The organism is Streptomyces showdoensis, assembly GCF_039535475.1.
GTDB lineage: Bacteria > Actinomycetota > Actinomycetes > Streptomycetales > Streptomycetaceae > Streptomyces > Streptomyces showdoensis.
On the sequence record NZ_BAAAXG010000026.1, the window covers coordinates 1,810,458 to 1,824,707 of the forward strand.

At 74.4% G+C, this 14,250-nt stretch carries 13 protein-coding genes; 8 read left to right on the forward strand and 5 right to left on the reverse strand.

Annotation, left to right across the window (positions count from 1 at the left end):
• Positions 1-153 precede the first annotated feature (153 nt).
• Complete coding sequence (locus tag ABD981_RS21190) at positions 154-1,773, reverse strand: ABC-F family ATP-binding cassette domain-containing protein (RefSeq protein ID WP_046912170.1); 1,620 nt, start codon at positions 1,771-1,773, stop codon at positions 154-156.
• Between the two features lie 139 nt (positions 1,774-1,912).
• Positions 1,913-2,899, reverse strand: coding sequence for a nucleoside hydrolase (locus ABD981_RS21195; protein ID WP_046912169.1), 987 nt, complete (start codon positions 2,897-2,899; stop codon positions 1,913-1,915).
• 262 nt (positions 2,900-3,161) lie between these two features.
• On the opposite strand from ABD981_RS21195, the gene ABD981_RS21200 reads away from it, so the two are divergent.
• The gene (locus ABD981_RS21200; protein ID WP_046912168.1) at positions 3,162-4,106 is read left to right on the forward strand and encodes a DUF1648 domain-containing protein; all 945 of its coding nucleotides are present in this window, start codon (positions 3,162-3,164) and stop codon (positions 4,104-4,106) included.
• Between the two features lie 2 nt (positions 4,107-4,108).
• Positions 4,109-4,465: a GntR family transcriptional regulator gene (locus tag ABD981_RS21205; RefSeq protein WP_046912167.1), complete on the forward strand. Its 357-nt coding sequence runs from the start codon at positions 4,109-4,111 to the stop codon at positions 4,463-4,465.
• 48 nt (positions 4,466-4,513) lie between these two features.
• On the opposite strand, the gene ABD981_RS21210 is transcribed toward ABD981_RS21205, so the two are convergent.
• Positions 4,514-5,083: a histidine phosphatase family protein gene (locus ABD981_RS21210; protein ID WP_382748450.1), complete on the reverse strand. Its 570-nt coding sequence runs from the start codon at positions 5,081-5,083 to the stop codon at positions 4,514-4,516.
• 242 nt (positions 5,084-5,325) lie between these two features.
• Here ABD981_RS21210 and ABD981_RS21215 point away from each other — a divergent pair, with 242 nt between their 5' ends.
• Both ABD981_RS21215 and ABD981_RS21220 read left to right on the forward strand, forming a co-directional pair.
• Complete coding sequence (locus tag ABD981_RS21215) at positions 5,326-5,556, forward strand: CbtB domain-containing protein (protein ID WP_046912166.1); 231 nt, start codon at positions 5,326-5,328, stop codon at positions 5,554-5,556.
• Between the two features lie 15 nt (positions 5,557-5,571).
• Positions 5,572-6,426, forward strand: coding sequence for a CbtA family protein (locus ABD981_RS21220; protein ID WP_123955230.1), 855 nt, complete (start codon positions 5,572-5,574; stop codon positions 6,424-6,426).
• Positions 6,427-6,515: 89 nt separating this feature from the next.
• On the opposite strand, the gene ABD981_RS21225 is transcribed toward ABD981_RS21220, so the two are convergent.
• Positions 6,516-7,475: a D-2-hydroxyacid dehydrogenase family protein gene (locus ABD981_RS21225; protein WP_046912165.1), complete on the reverse strand. Its 960-nt coding sequence runs from the start codon at positions 7,473-7,475 to the stop codon at positions 6,516-6,518.
• Positions 7,476-8,963: 1,488 nt separating this feature from the next.
• The gene (locus ABD981_RS21235; RefSeq protein WP_123955229.1) at positions 8,964-10,619 is read right to left on the reverse strand and encodes a glycosyltransferase family 2 protein; all 1,656 of its coding nucleotides are present in this window, start codon (positions 10,617-10,619) and stop codon (positions 8,964-8,966) included.
• Positions 10,620-11,114: 495 nt separating this feature from the next.
• Between ABD981_RS21235 and ABD981_RS21240 the strand changes: the two genes are divergently transcribed.
• The 4 genes from ABD981_RS21240 (at position 11,115) to ABD981_RS21255 (ending at position 14,164) form a co-directional block, all read left to right on the forward strand.
• Entirely contained in the window at positions 11,115-11,570 is a 456-nt protein-coding gene (locus ABD981_RS21240) for a hypothetical protein (RefSeq protein WP_046912163.1), read from the forward strand.
• Between the two features lie 86 nt (positions 11,571-11,656).
• A complete protein-coding gene (locus ABD981_RS21245) occupies positions 11,657-12,199 on the forward strand; it encodes a hypothetical protein (RefSeq protein ID WP_046912162.1) in 543 nt (180 codons plus the stop codon).
• A gap of 121 nt (positions 12,200-12,320) precedes the next feature.
• The gene (locus ABD981_RS21250; protein WP_046912161.1) at positions 12,321-13,571 is read left to right on the forward strand and encodes an MAB_1171c family putative transporter; all 1,251 of its coding nucleotides are present in this window, start codon (positions 12,321-12,323) and stop codon (positions 13,569-13,571) included.
• Between the two features lie 89 nt (positions 13,572-13,660).
• Positions 13,661-14,164, forward strand: a complete 504-nt coding sequence (locus ABD981_RS21255; RefSeq protein WP_382748460.1) for a phosphatase PAP2 family protein — start codon at positions 13,661-13,663, stop codon at positions 14,162-14,164.
• The last annotated feature ends 86 nt before the right edge of the window (positions 14,165-14,250 follow it).

Below are 14,250 nucleotides of genomic sequence, written 5' to 3' on the forward strand. Positions count from 1 at the left end.
CGGAGCCGGCGACCCCGACGTCCCCGACGACCGCGCCCGCCTCACCGGGCCCGGCCGCCCCGACCGCGGGCGCGACGCCCTCGACGGTCCGCATCACCCCCGGGGTCGGCGGACGCTCGGCGAAGCCGTACCGTCCCGGGAGCTCCGGCGGCGTCAAGAAGCGCACGCGCTGACCGGGGCGGACGCGCCCGCCCACGGCTCCAGCTCCACCCGCCGCCCCCGGAAGCCGGCCCGCAGCCGCCGGTCGTGGCTGACGACCACCAGGGTGCCCGGGTAGTGCGCGAGGGCGGCCTCCAGCTCCTCGACCAGGCCGGGCGAGAGGTGGTTGGTCGGCTCGTCGAGGAGCAGCAGGTCGGCCGGGGCGGTGACCAGCCGGGCGAGTTCGAGGCGGCGGCGCTGCCCGGCGGACAGGGTCCGGACCGGGGCGGCCAGGTCGGCCGGGGCGAAGAGCCCGAGGCCCAGCAGTTCCTCCTCCCGGCCCTCGCCGAAGGCCGCGGCCAGGGTGCGCGGGTCCCGCGCGAGCCGCCCCGACGGGTCCTGCCGGAGCAGGCCGGCCCGGGCCGGGGCGCTCACGGTGCCCGCGTCCGGGGCGAGTTCGCCCGCGAGGACCCGCAGCAGGGTGCTCTTCCCGGCGCCGTTCGGGCCGGTCACCAGCAGCCGTTCGCCGGGCTCCAGGCGCAGGGCGTCCAGCCGCAGCCGCCCGTCCACCCGTACGCCCGCGAGGTCGACCGCCGTCGCCCGGCCCTCGATCCGGGCGGCGAACCGCAGCGGGTCGGGCGGCCGGGGCGCCGGGTTCTCGGCGAGCCGGCGCAGCTGCTCGCGGGCGGCCCGGATGCGGCTCATCGCGCCGTGCGCCCGTGACCGGGCCCGGAAGGCCCCGGCGCCGCTGAAGGCGGCGGGCGCCTTGCGGGGGATGGCGGAGAAGCGGTCGATGGTGCTGTCGGCGAGCGCGGCGTGGCGGGCGGACGCGGCCCGCCATTCCGCGTACTCCCGTTCCCTGCGGGCCCGTTCGGCGGCCCGCCCGGCGAGGTAGCCGCCGTAGCCGTCGCCGTGCCGCCGGACCGTGCGGGTCTCGTGGTCCACCTCCAGGACGGCGGTGGTGACCCGGTCGAGGAAGGCCCGGTCGTGGGTGACGGCGACGACGGTCCCGCGGTGGGTGCGCAGCCGCTCCTCCAGCCAGCCGACGGCCTCGTCGTCGAGGTCGTTGGTCGGCTCGTCGAGCAGGAGCAGTTCGGGGTCGGCGGCGAGGGTCGCGGCGAGCGCGAGCCGGGAGCGCCGGCCGCCGGAGAGGGTGTCCAGCGGGCGGGTGCGGTCGAGCGGTTCGCGTTCGCCGAGCCGGCGCAGCACGCTCTCCACGCGCCGGTCGGCGTCGGCTCCGCCGCGCGCCTCGTAGGCGGCGAGCAGGGCGGCGTAGCCGTCGAGGTCTCCGGCGAGGTCGCCGGTGCGGGCGAGTGCGGCCTCGGCGGCGCGGATGGCCCGTTCCAGGGCCCGTACGTCGGCGAGGGCGAGGTCGATCGCCTCGCCGACGCTCGCGGTGCCGGGCAGGTCCAGGGTCTGGGCGAGGTGGCCGAGGCCGCCGGGCGCCTCGACGGTGACGGCCCCGTCGTCGGCGTGCTCCCGGCCGGCGAGCAGCCGGAGCAGCGTGGACTTGCCGGAGCCGTTGTCGCCGACGACGCCGATCCGTTCGCCGGAGCGGACGGAGAGCGAGACGCGGTCGAGGACGATCCGGTCGTCGAAGCGCTTGGTGACCACGGTGAGATGGACACGGAACAAGGGCGGTCTCCCGGGCTGGACGACAGGGACGGATCACGGGGTGCGTGATCGGAGTCTGCAAGACGAGACGTATCGTCTCGCGAGCTCGATGCGCTCACCGTACGCCGTGCGGGCGCATCCCGCAAGACGCTGCGTCTCGTCAGTTCGTTCCGGTGCCCCCGGCCGCCCCGGCCCGCTCCCCGAGGACCCGTACCGCGTCCACGATCAGGTCCCAGAACCGGTCCGCGTCCGCCTCGATGCCTACCTCGGCGTTGGCCGGGAGGCCGGTCACCCCGTCCAGGTCGATCACCGTCGCCCCGCGCGTGTACGTGCCCGCCAGCTCGACCGCCACCGGCGCCCGCACCAGGCTGACCAGCGAGGGGTCGATCAGATGGGCCACGGTCAGCGGGTCGTGCAGCGGCGGCGCGTCGAAGCCGTACACCTCGCGGTAGGTCGCGGCGAAGAAGGTCAGCAGCTTGACGCACAGCCGGCCCAGCGGGGTGCCGAGCCCGGCGAGCCGCGAGAGCACCTCGGGGGTGGCGCGGACCTGGTGGGTGACGTTCAGGCCGAACATCGTCAGCGGGATCCCGCTGCGGAAGACGAGGTCTGCCGCCTCCGGGTCGCAGAGGATGTTGAACTCGGCCGCCGGCGTGGTGTTGCCCCGCCCGGTCGACCCGCCCATCAGCACGATCCGCTCGATCCGGGCCGCCAGTTCGGGGTGGGCGAGCAGCAGCGCGGCGACATTGGTCAGCGGGCCGGTCGGCACGAGCGTGACGGGCGCCGGGTGGGTCAGCAGGATGTCCCGGGTCAGCGCCAGGGCGTCGCGCGGGTCCTGCGGCACGGGCGGCTCGCCCTCGCCGAAGCCCGGCCCGTCGAGCCCCGAGTCGCCGTGGATGTTCTCGGCGACGCGCGGCCCCCCGTACGGTCCGGCGTGCAGCGGGCGGTCCCGGCCGGCCGCGACGGGGACGCCGTGGATCCCGGCCACGGAGCACACCCGGCGCGCGTTGAGCGTGGTCTTCTCGACCGTCTGGTTGCCCGCCACGGTCGTGATGGCGAGCAGGTCGACGGCCGGGTGGGCCGCGGCGAGCAGGATGTTGAAGGCGTCGTCGTGTCCGGGATCGCAGTCGAGGATCACGGGTACCGGCATGCGCCCACCGTCCCACACCGCCGCCCGTACGTCACGGTCCCGGCCCTCGTGCCGTCTCCCGCGCCCCTACCGGTTCTTCGCGTCCTTCGCCGCCTTGACCGCGGCCGCCGCGTCGTCGCCGCTGCACCCGGTGGTCACGGCGGCGGCGAGGGCGGCCAGGGGGTAATTGTTCTAGTAGGATGCAAACAAGAGGAATAACATGTCGCCCGTCGAAGCAAGACGAAGCAAGAGTCATGCCCCATGGGAGCCAGGGGAGGATCCTGTGAACCGTGCCGCCACCCGGCTGCGGCTGCTCGCCGCACTGCCGTTCCTGCTCGCGCTCGCCGTCGACCTGCTGCTGTTCGCGCTCTGGCGCGACCGGCTGCCCGACCGGCTCGCCACCCACTTCGGCGGTGACGGCCGCGCCGACGGATTCACCGCCACCGGCGGCTTCCTCGCCGTCAGCTCCGGCCTGCTGGCCGCCCTCGGCGCCGGCTGGACCCTCTTCGTCCGGCGCCGCGTGCTGTGGGGTGCCTGGGCGACCGCCGGGTTCGCCGCCGCGATGCTCGCCCTGACGCTGCGCGGCAACCTGGACGTGACCGACCCCGCCGAGGCCCGGCTGCCGCTCGCCGGACTGACCGTGGCCCTGGCGCTCGCCGCGCTCGTCGCCCTCGCCGGGTGGGCGCTCACCCGGCTCGTCCCGGAGGACCCGGCACCGCGGGCCCCCGGGACCGCCGGCGCGCCCCGGCTCGACCTCGGCGCCGGCGAGCTCGCCGGCTGGGCGCGGACCGCGGGTTCCCTCCCGATGAGCGTGCTCGCCGGGGCCTTCCTGCTCGCCGCCCCCGTGGTCCTCCTCCTCGCCCCCTGGCCGTACGCGCTGATCCCGCTGGCCGTCGGGGTGCCCGGCGCCGCGCTGAGCCGGGTCCGGGTGACCGCCGACCGGCGCGGCCTCACCGTCCGGCCGGCGCTGGCGGCCCGGCCGCGGCTGCGGGTGCCGCTCGACGACATCACCGGGGCCACGGCCCGGGACGTCGACCCGCTCGGCGAGTTCGGCGGCTGGGGCTACCGGGTCCGCCCCGGAGCGGGCGGCGTGATCCTGCGCTCCGGCCCCGCGCTCGCCGTACGGCGCCGGGACGGGCGGGAGTTCGTCGTCACCGTGGACGACGCGGCGACCGCCGCGGGGCTGCTCAACGCGCTCGTGGCGCGCGACGGAAGCCGGGGGGCCTGACCGTGCTCTTCCGGGTGGACCCCGCCTCCTCCGTCCCGCTCGGCGACCAGATCGCCGGCTGCGTCCGCGGCGCCCTCGCCGACGGCAGCGCCGTCCCCGGCGAGCGGCTGCCCGCCGCGCGCGAGCTCGCCGACTCCCTCGGCGTCAACGTCCACACCGTGCTGCGCGGCTACCAACGGCTGCGCGAGGAGGGGCTGATCGAGCTCCGCCGCGGCCGCGGCGCCGTCATCGTGCCGGGCGCCGCCGCCCCCGGGCGCGCCCAACTGGTCGACGGGCTGCGGGAACTGGTGGCGGAGGCACGCCGACTGGGCGTCACGGACGCGGAGTTCCTGGACCTGGCCCGCACGTCCCTGGACTGAGGCCCCGGCCACGGCGGCTCGGCAGGCGTCCTCAGCCGGTCGGCGTCCTCAGCCGACCGGCGTTCCCAGCCGCACGTTCCACCGCCCCGCCCGCCCCGACAGCTCCACCGCGTGCAGGGGGCGCACGTCCAGGCGCCAGAAGACGGACTCGGGCGCGCCCAGCGCGTGGGCGACGGCCGCCCGGATCACGTCCGGTTCGGCGAAGGCGTGGACGGCGCCCGGCTCCAGCGCGTCCAGCCAGTCGGCGACCCGCTCGCGCAGCGCCCGCAGGGACTCGCCGCCGTGCGGGGCGGCGGCCGGGTCGCCGAGCCAGGCAGCCACCGACTCCGGCTCCGCCGCGGTCAGTTCGTCGAGGCGACGGCCCCGCCAGCGGCCCATCGCACAGCCCGCGAGGGCCGGTTCGGACGCGACGGAGTCGAGGTCGAGACCCAGGGCCGCGGCGGTCGCCCGGCACCGCCCGGACGGCGAACTCACCACCCGCACCCCCGCCGGAAGCGTCAGCGGGCCCGCCGGCCCCGCCTCGACCGGCCCGGCGTCGTCGAACCTGGCCTCGCGCAGGGCGGTGGTCATGGCGGGCGCGACCAGCGTGAGCCGTACGGTCAGGGGGCGCACGGTCATGGGTGATTCATCCCTCAATTCATCGGCCCGCCTCCCGGACGCCCTTGGCGCGGAGTGACGGGCGCGGTACGGTCAGGCGTCAATTCCACAGAACGACGACGGCGAGACGGAAGTCCGGTGCAAGCCCGGCACGGTCGCGCCACTGTGAGCCCGCCCCGGCACCCCCGGGACGGGTGAGTCAGACCCGACGACCGTCGTCGCGCACCACCGTATGGGACGCGAGTTCCCGAGGAGGTTCCACCATGGCCGAGGCCATCGCGTCGCCCGCCGTCACGTCCACCCCGTCCATCGCCGTTCCGGTTTCCCTGCCGGTCCGCGCGGTGCTCCCGTGGGCGGCGTTCGCCGGGATCCTGATGCTCGTCGCGCTCTACTTCGTCGGTGCCGAGCAGGGCGCCACGGCCCTGTTCGCGGGCAGCGACGTCCACGAGTGGGTGCACGACGGGCGCCACCTGCTCGGCTTCCCCTGCCACTGAGGGGCAACCGCGCACATGTCATCCACCGCTCCATCCCCCGTCCCCACCCCTGCCGCGCCCACGGGTTCGCTCGTGGGCCGGCTCCTCGTCCGCGGCATGCTCGCGGGCCTGATCGCCGGTCTCTTCGCCTTCGCCGTCGCCTACGTCGCGGGTGAACCGTCCGTCAACGCCTCGATCGCCGTCGAGGAGGCCGCCGCCAAGGCGGAGCACGCGGCAGCCCACAGCCATGGCGCGGGCCACGGGCAGGCCGCGGAGCCCGCCGAGGAGGAGGAGATCGTCAGCCGGGACCTCCAGTCCACGGCCGGTCTCGCCACCGGCGTCCTCGTCTACGGCGTCGCCCTCGGCGGCATCGCGTCCCTGGCGTTCTGCTTCGTCCTGGGCCGGGTGGGCCGCTTCACCCCGAAGGCGACCGCGGCGATCGTCGCGGCGGCCGCCTTCACCACGGTCTACCTGGTGCCGTTCCTGAAGTACCCGGCGACCCCGCCGGCCGTCGGCAATCCGGACACCATCGGGAAACGCACGACGCTGTTCTTCCTGATGATCCTGCTGAGCGTGCTGCTCGGCGTCGCCGCGGTCGTCGCGGGCCGCAGGCTCGCCCCGCGCCTCGGCAACTGGAACGCGACCGTCGTGGCGGGCGCGGGCTTCGTCGCCGCGGTCACCGTCGCGTGCCTGTTCCTGCCCGGGAACGAGGACGCGGTGCAGGCGTCCTTCCCTGCCGCCGTGCTGTGGGAGTTCCGGCTCGCCACCCTGGGCATCCAGGCCGGCCTGTGGGTGGTCTTCGGACTCGCCTTCGGCCTGCTCGCGGAGCGGCTCCTCGCCCCGCGTCCCGCCCCGGCGGCGCAGACGGTGCAGCCGGCCCCGGCCGCCTGAGCCCGCGCGTCCCGTACGCGGTCACCGGCCCCGTATCCCCGCCCCGGGGGTACGGGGCCGACGCGCGTCCGGCCCCGTGTCCGCCGCGGTCAGTCCAGCTCGCGGACCGGCGCCCCCGCCAGGAACGCCTCGACGTCCTCGACCGCCTCCCCGAAGTAGCGGGCGTAGTTCGCCTCCGTCACGTATCCGAGGTGCGGCAGCGCGAGCACGTTCGGCAGGGTCCGCAGCGGGTCGTCGGCGGGCAGCGGCTCCGTCTCGTACACGTCGAGCCCGGCCCCCGCGATCCAGCCCTCGCGCAGCGCCCGCAGCAGCGCCGCCCCGTCCACCAGACCCGCGCGCGAGGTGTTGACCAGGTACGCGCCCGGGCGCATCGCCCGCAGCTCCGGCTCCCCGAGCAGACCGCGGGTGCGGTCGGAGAGCACCATGTGCAGGGAGACCACGTCGGCGGCGCCCAGCAGGGCGGGCAGGCTTCCGGCCCGCCGCACGCCGTGCTCGGCGGCCCGCTCGTCGGTCAGGTGCGGGCTCCAGGCGACCACGTCCATGCCGAACGCGAGGCCGATCCGCGCCACCCGGCCGCCGATCTTGCCGAGGCCGACGAGCCCCAGGGTGCGCCCGGACAGGTCCAGGCCGAGCGTCGACTGCCAGGGCCCGCCCTCGCGCATCGCCCGGCTCTCCGTGTGCACCTGCCGGGCCAGGCCCAGGATCAGGGCCCAGGTCAGTTCGGTGGGCGGCTCGGAGCCGCTGGCGGTGCCGCAGACGGTGACCCCGCGGGCGCGGGCGGCGGCCACGTCGATGGAGGCGTTCCGCATCCCCGAGGTGACGATCAGCCGCAGCCGGGGCAGCCGGTCGAGGAGGGAGGCGTCGATCGGGGTCCGCTCGCGCATCACCACGAGGATCTCGCAGTCCTCGACGGCGGCGACCAGCGCGTCCCGGTCGGCGAGGTGCTCGCGCAGGACGCGGACCTCCACCCGGTCGTCCAGCGGGCTCCAGTCGGCACAGGAGAGGGCGACGCCCTGGAAGTCGTCGAGTACGGCACAGCGCAGCTTCATGCCCGGATGATCGCAAACGGACCAGCCCGGAGCGACAGACGTCCGCATCCCGCACACAATCGGAATGATCGGCCCTGGTTCCCCCGGCGGGGACCGGACGGACTCCGGAGGCTCCATGACGACCGGTGGTGACGACGAACTCTCGGTGCTGCGCGCCCGGGTGGCCGCCCTGGAGGCGGAGGCGAAGGCCCGCCCGCCGGCCCGCGCCCACCACCGGGTGCGCTCCTTCTTCTCGGCCCTCCTCATCGTGATCGGCTGCGTCCTGGCCCCGCTGAGCCTGGTCGCCGCCTGGACGGCGGACCTGCTCGGCGACACCGACCGCTACGTCGCCACGGTCGCCCCGCTGGCCTCCGACGCGGACGTGCAGGCGGCCGTCGCCACCCGGGTCACCAACGAGGTCATGTCGCGCATCGACCTCAAGGACCTCCTCGAAGGAGTGGCCCCCGAGCAGCGCCCGGTCCTGGAGAAGGCCCTGGGCAAGCTGGGCGACTCCCTCGAAGGCGCCGTCGGCAGCTTCGTCCACGACAAGGCGCAGGACGTCGTGGCCTCCGACCAGTTCGAGAACATCTGGAAGGAGGCCAACCGGGCCGTCCACACCTCCCTCGACCGGGCCCTCACCGGCAGCGACGAGGGCGCGGTGAAGATCGACCAGAACACGGTGACGCTGGACCTCGGTCCGGTCGTCGACCAGGTCAAGCAGCGGCTGGTCGACTCGGGCCTGACGGTGGCCGCCAAGATCCCCGAGGTCCACACCGACTTCACCCTCGTCCAGGCCGACGACATCGGGAAGGCGAAGACCGGCTTCGCGCTCCTGCAGAAGATGGGCTTCTGGCTGCCGGTGATCGCCGTGCTGTTCGTCGCGGGCGGCGTCCTGCTCGCCGCCCACCGGCGCCGCAGCCTGGTCGCCGCGGCCCTCGGCGTGGTCGCCGGGGCGCTGGTCCTCGGGATCGGCCTGACCGTCTTCCGCACGGTCTACCTCAACAACCTGCCCGACGGGGTCTCCCCGGCCGCCGCGGGCTCCGTCTACGACATCCTCATCCGCTACCTGCGCACCTCGGTGCGGATGGTCGCGGTCCTCGGCGTGGTCGTCGCGCTGGCCGCCTGGCTCTCCGGCTCCGGGAAGTACGCCCTCCTCGTGCGGGGCGTGTGGCACTCGGGCGTCTCGGGGGCCCGGACGAGCGCCGACCACGCGGGCTTCCGCACCGGCCCGGTGGGCCCCTTCCTCGGCCGCTACCGCACGTGGATCACCTGGGTGCTGGTGGCGGCCGCGGTGCTCGCGTACGTCCTCTGGTCGTACCCCACCGGCTGGGTGGTGGTCGGCCTGGCGCTCGCCCTCCTCTTCGCCTTCGCGGTGGTGGAGTTCCTGGCGGAGGAGCCGGGCGGGAAGCCGGCCGGCACGGCCCCGCCGACGCCGCCCGCACCACCGCCCCCGCCGGCTCCCCCGGCCGACGGAGCCGGTGCCGGCCCGGACGGCGAGGGGGGGCCCGGTCACTTCCAGTTGATCCGGGAGCGGACGGCCCGCGCGGCCTTCCAGCCGAAGCTCACCGCGTACGCGGAGACGGCGGAAGGCGCGGGCCGCAGCCGCAGCAGCAGCTCGCCGCCGCTGGGCCCGACGCGCACGGTGTGCAGGCGCTTGGCCGCGCCGGGCAGGGCGAGCGCGTGCTCGTCGGCCCGCTTGCTGACCTTGCCGCCCAGGGCGTTGCCCAGCGCGCCGCGGGCGGTCAGGCCGTGGGCGGTGCAGCGCAGGGAGAGCTGCCAGTCGCCCTTGGGGAGCGGACCGCCGTCGTCGGCGCGGGCCAGGTCGACGGAGGCCCGGAAGCAGGCCCGCCCGTAGTCGTACGTCTCCTTGCCGCGGCTCACGGTGAGGTGCGGCGAGGGGGTCTGCTCGGCGGTGACGGCGAGCTCCCGGCCGGTGGCGGTGTGCCGCAGGACCACCTCGGTGACCAGGTCGTCGGTGTCGACCTGGTCGAGGTAGGCGTATCCGGAGAGGTCGAGCACGGTGCCGCGCCAGGCGAGCCGGTCGACCCGGCGGCGCGGGCTGGCGCCGAGCGTCTGGCCGGTGATCTCGCACAGCTCCTCGTACGCGGGGGAGTCGGCCGGCGGGTACGGCGGGGCGGCGTACATCCGCCCGTCCCGGACGAGCGCCTTGCCGGGCCGTCCGGCGAGCTGCCAGCGGACGACCTCGGCGAGCTCGTCGACGAGCCCCTCCCGCAGGCAGTGCGCGACCAGCTTCTCCTGGACGGGCATCCGGGCGAGGACGCCCGGCCCGATCCACTCCCGGGCGAAGGGCCGGGCGAGCTCGACGAGCAGCTTGCGGGTGTCGGCGTCGGCGTCGAGGAAGCCCTGGTCGAAGCGCCGGATCATCTCGACGTTGACGTGCCGCCCGACCAGGTGGTCGCGCAGCGGCCCGGGCCCGGTGAGCCCCTTCACCAGCTCGACCATCTCGGCGGCCTGCCGGAGGGCGGTCTCGAACTCGATCCCGTGGGCGGTGATGTTGCCGTCGTCGCCCCGCTTGACCACGTAGTAGCAGTCGTAGTCGCCGACGATCGAGATGACCTTGCTGTGCAGATAGGCGCGGGCGACGAAGTGCTGGTCCTCGCTGATCCGCATGTGCTCGGGGAAGCGCAGCCCGTGCCGCTCGATGACCTCGCGCCGGAACAGCTTGAACGGCATGAGGGTGTAGTAGACGTCGCCCTGGGACAGGTCGGCCCGGTCGACGTTCTTCGCGAACACCTGCTTGGGCACCCGCCGTCCGACCCCGACCAGCTTGGCGAGGACGGTGTCGGAGCCGTTCCGCTCGGCCATGGCGACGAGCCGCTCCAGCGCCTCGGGGCCGAGGCAGTCGTCGCCGTCCACGAAGAACACGTACCGGCCGGTGGCGTGGTCGAGCCCGACGTTCCGCGGCCGGCTGGGGCCGCCGGAGGCCTGCTGGTGCACGACCTTCACCCGCCCCGGGTGCCGGGCTGCCCACTCGTCGAGCACCTCGCCGCTGCCGTCGGTGCTGCCGTCGTCCACGGCGACGACCTCGAGGGCGTCCAGGCCCACGGTCTGCTGCTCGATCGAACGGAGCGTCAGCCGCAGGTAGGGCATGGCGTTGTAGACAGGCAGGACAACGGAGACCGTCGGCTGAGTCGGGACCTTCATCGTTCGCCCCCAGTGTGCGGATCCTGTGAACCGTCTGGCTGTTAAACGAGCGAGGTCCGCCTTGTGTCACTCCTACGGCGGACGCCGGACCTCTTCCCCCTGGGGGATGACGGGAGGAAAACCGGCGGGGTTCCCTCCGCTTCCTCCGCGTTCGGCGGGTAAGAGCCGAAATGATCAAGAAGCGACGATCGGGAACAGCGGAGCGGGTGCTCCGGCGGGGTGCGGGGAGCGACGCCCGGCGCCCGGCGGGTGCGCTGTGGAGCGGCGGCCGGGGGCTGGCATACTGCACGGGTAGCCCTTCGCGCATCCCCCGTCGCGAAGGGCTACACCCCTGTGCGGGCCGGCTCCGGACCGGAGCGGGGCGCGGAAGACGAGCACGGCCAGGGCACTCCCCTGTGGTGCCCTGGCCGTGTTTTTTGCAGTTAACAGTGACGTAGAGTGTTTACGCAAGCCCGGCACTTGCGCCGGTGCGGGATGTGAACGTAGGTAACCGGGATGGACATCGGCGACGAACACGTGCCTGAGCTGCAGTCGTTGCGGCAGAAGGTCGAGTACATGCTGGAGAAGACCTTCCCCGGCCAGAAGGTGTCCGGACGGACCTTCGCCGAGCTGGTCAAGGAGCGCGGCGGCTCCCTCTCCCACAGCTACTTCTCCAACATCCTGGCCGGCAAGGTCACCCAGCCCTCCGAGGAGATCCTCAAGGCGCTCGGACTGGGCTTCGGCGTGGACTGGCGCTTCTTCAAGGAGGAGTCGGAGGTCGTCGGCGACGTGGTCGCCGGACTCCGCTTCCTCGCCAAGCGGCGCACCGGCGAGATCAGCGGCGTCGCGGGCCGGGGCGTCGCGGACGACGGACTGCCGCCGGAGCTGCTGGAGTTCGCGCTCTCCCTGCTCGCCGACGCCCAGGCCGAGCAGCGCCCGGGCGGCACCGGGGACGCGCATCCCGGGAGTTGACGCACGCGCCTCCGTGTCGGCGACCCGCGTTGGCTAAAATCGCCGACCGCATGTCACACACGCGTGACGACGACCAAGAGGCCTCAATGTCCCTGCGTGAACTGCGCAAAGAGTGCGAAGCCGGGTTGGCTGACCTTCCCATACCCGCCCCCTTCACCATCGAGGGCCTGGTGGCGAACATGGAGGCGGCCCGCGGCCGGACCATCGTCCTCCAGGAGCTGCCCGAACGGCTGGCGCGCGTCAACGCCGCCTGCGGCCTGCGCCTGAAGTCCGGCACCACCAGCTACGTGCTCTACCGGCGCCGCCCCACCGCCTACCAGACCCAGCACGTGATCCTGCACGAGCTGTGCCACGAGTGGTTCGACCACGGCACCAGCCTCGACGCGGAGCGGCTGCGGCAGCTGCTGCCGGTGTTCGACACCTCGCTGATCAAGCGGGTGCTCTCCTCCGACACGGTCCAGGCCCGCGCCCAGTACGACACGCACGACGAGCGGGTCGCCGAGTTCGGCGCCTCCCTGATCCCGCGCATGGCCCGGGACGTCACCAGCGACGACATGGTGGGCCGGCTCGCCAACTCGCTCTCCCGGCCGGTGGCCAACCGCCGCCGGGGCTTCTTCCGCCGCCCCTAGCCCGCGTCTTTCCGATCAGGCCGGCCCCACTCCACCTCGATCCGCACCGCCCGCACCGCCCGCACCGCCCGCACCGCCGCACCTCCGCCCCCCGACCCCGTAGAACACCCGAGGAACCCACGTGACCGCGCTCGACCTCGCCGGCTACCTCATCGCCGGTCTGATGACCGCCGTCGCCCTGTGGCGGATGCCGGCCGCACTCTGGGGCGACGAGGAGGACAAGCGCCGTCGCGCCCTGTGGGGCTGCTACGCGGGCTTCGCCGCCGCCCTGTGGACCAAGACCCAGGTGGTCCGCACCGGCCTCAACAACAGCCCGGTCGTGGACCTCGCGGTGCTGATCAAGCACTACACCTCGACCATCGCCATCCTGGCGATCCTCAGCTACATCGTCGCCATATACGGCCACTTCCCCGAGGGCGGCCCCGTCCCCCGCCACGTCCGCTTCGCCCGCCTCGTCCAGCAGGTGGCGGCCAAGGCCTCGGTGGTCACCCTCGTCCTCCTCACCGTGCTCTTCTTCACGGTGGTGGACCGCTCCGTCCCCGCGGACCGCTTCGTGGCCGAGCACGCCGGCCAGTGGGGCGCCACGCTCTACATGAGCGTCTTCTACCTGTACTTGGGCGCCGCCTCCGCCGTCTGTGCCTACCAGTGGGCCCTGGCCACCGCCGACGCCAAGCTGCTCCACCTCCGGGTCGGCCTCGGGATGATGACCTTCGCGATGTTCATCGGGGTCTTCTACACCCTCAGCCGCACGCTGTTCCTCTGGATCAGCGTGATCGACCAGCCCAGCGAGGGCTTCGCGCTCGCCTTCGACGAGGCCACCGAGGCCGCCCAGGTCGTCCTCTTCGCCTTCTTCGCGCTCGGCGCCTCCCTCCCGGCCTTCAGCAAGGGCTGGCGGCGGGCCAGGCTGTGGCGGGCCCAGGTCAACCTGCACCCCCTGTGGCGCGAGCTCATGACGGCCTTCCCCGACCAGCCCTTCGCCCCGCCCGCCTCGCTGGCCCGCGAGCTGACCCGCTTCGACACCCCCGCCGACCTGCGCGTCGACCGCTGGGCCGCCGACATCGCGGACGCCGTCGAGAAGCTGCGCCACTACGTGCCGGACAGCCTGCTGACCGCCGCCAAGGAGGCCGCCGCCGGCGAGGCCGCGGACCCCGGCAAGGCCGACGCGCTCGCCGACGCCTACTGGATCAAGGCGGCCCTGGCCGCGAAGGCCGACGGCGCGGCCGCCGGGAAGGCCGCCGCCTTCGAGACGAAGCCCGCGACCGACCAGGACGGCGAGGTCGCCTGGCTGGTCCGGGTCGCCGCCGCGTACAAGGGCATACCGGAACAGCGCACCCGCCTGGTCCTCGGCGCGGCCCTGGAGCCGGCCGCGTGAACCCGACGAACACCGCCACCGCCACCGTCACGACCGTCGCCCGCGTGGTCACCGACGTCCTCCAGCCCCGCAACGCCCTCCTCGCGGGCATGCTCGGCCTCGGGCTGGCCGCGGCCGGCCACTGGACCGGTCTGCTGTGGGGCCTGCTGGGCGCCCTGTGCGCCGGACTGATCCCGGCCGGCTACATCGAGTGGGAGCGCAAGCGGGGCACCTGGGGCGACCGGCACGTGGTCGACCGCACCCAGCGGGCACCGATCTTCCTCGTCATCCTCGGCTCCCTCGGCACCGGTTCGCTGGTCATGCTCCTCGGCGGGGCTCCGACGCCCATCCTGGTCGCCATGCTCGCGCTCTGGGTGATGACGATCGGGCTGCTCGCGGTGAACACCGTCTGGAAGATCTCGGTCGACTCCGCCGTGGCCTCCGCGGTGGTCGCCCTGCTGGCCGCGGTGCACTCCCCGTGGTGGCTGCTCGCCTACGTCCTCACGATCGCCGTGTGCTGGTCCCGCGTCGCCCTGACCTACCACACGGTCGCCCAGACCATCGCCGGAGCCGCCCTCGGCGCGAGCACCGCGGTCGCCTTCGCGTTCGTCTGAGCCGTCGCCCCCTCCGCCCCCTCCGCCCCCTCCGCCCCCTCCGCCCCCTCCGCCCCCTCCGCCCCTCGGCCCCGTCCGGATCTTCC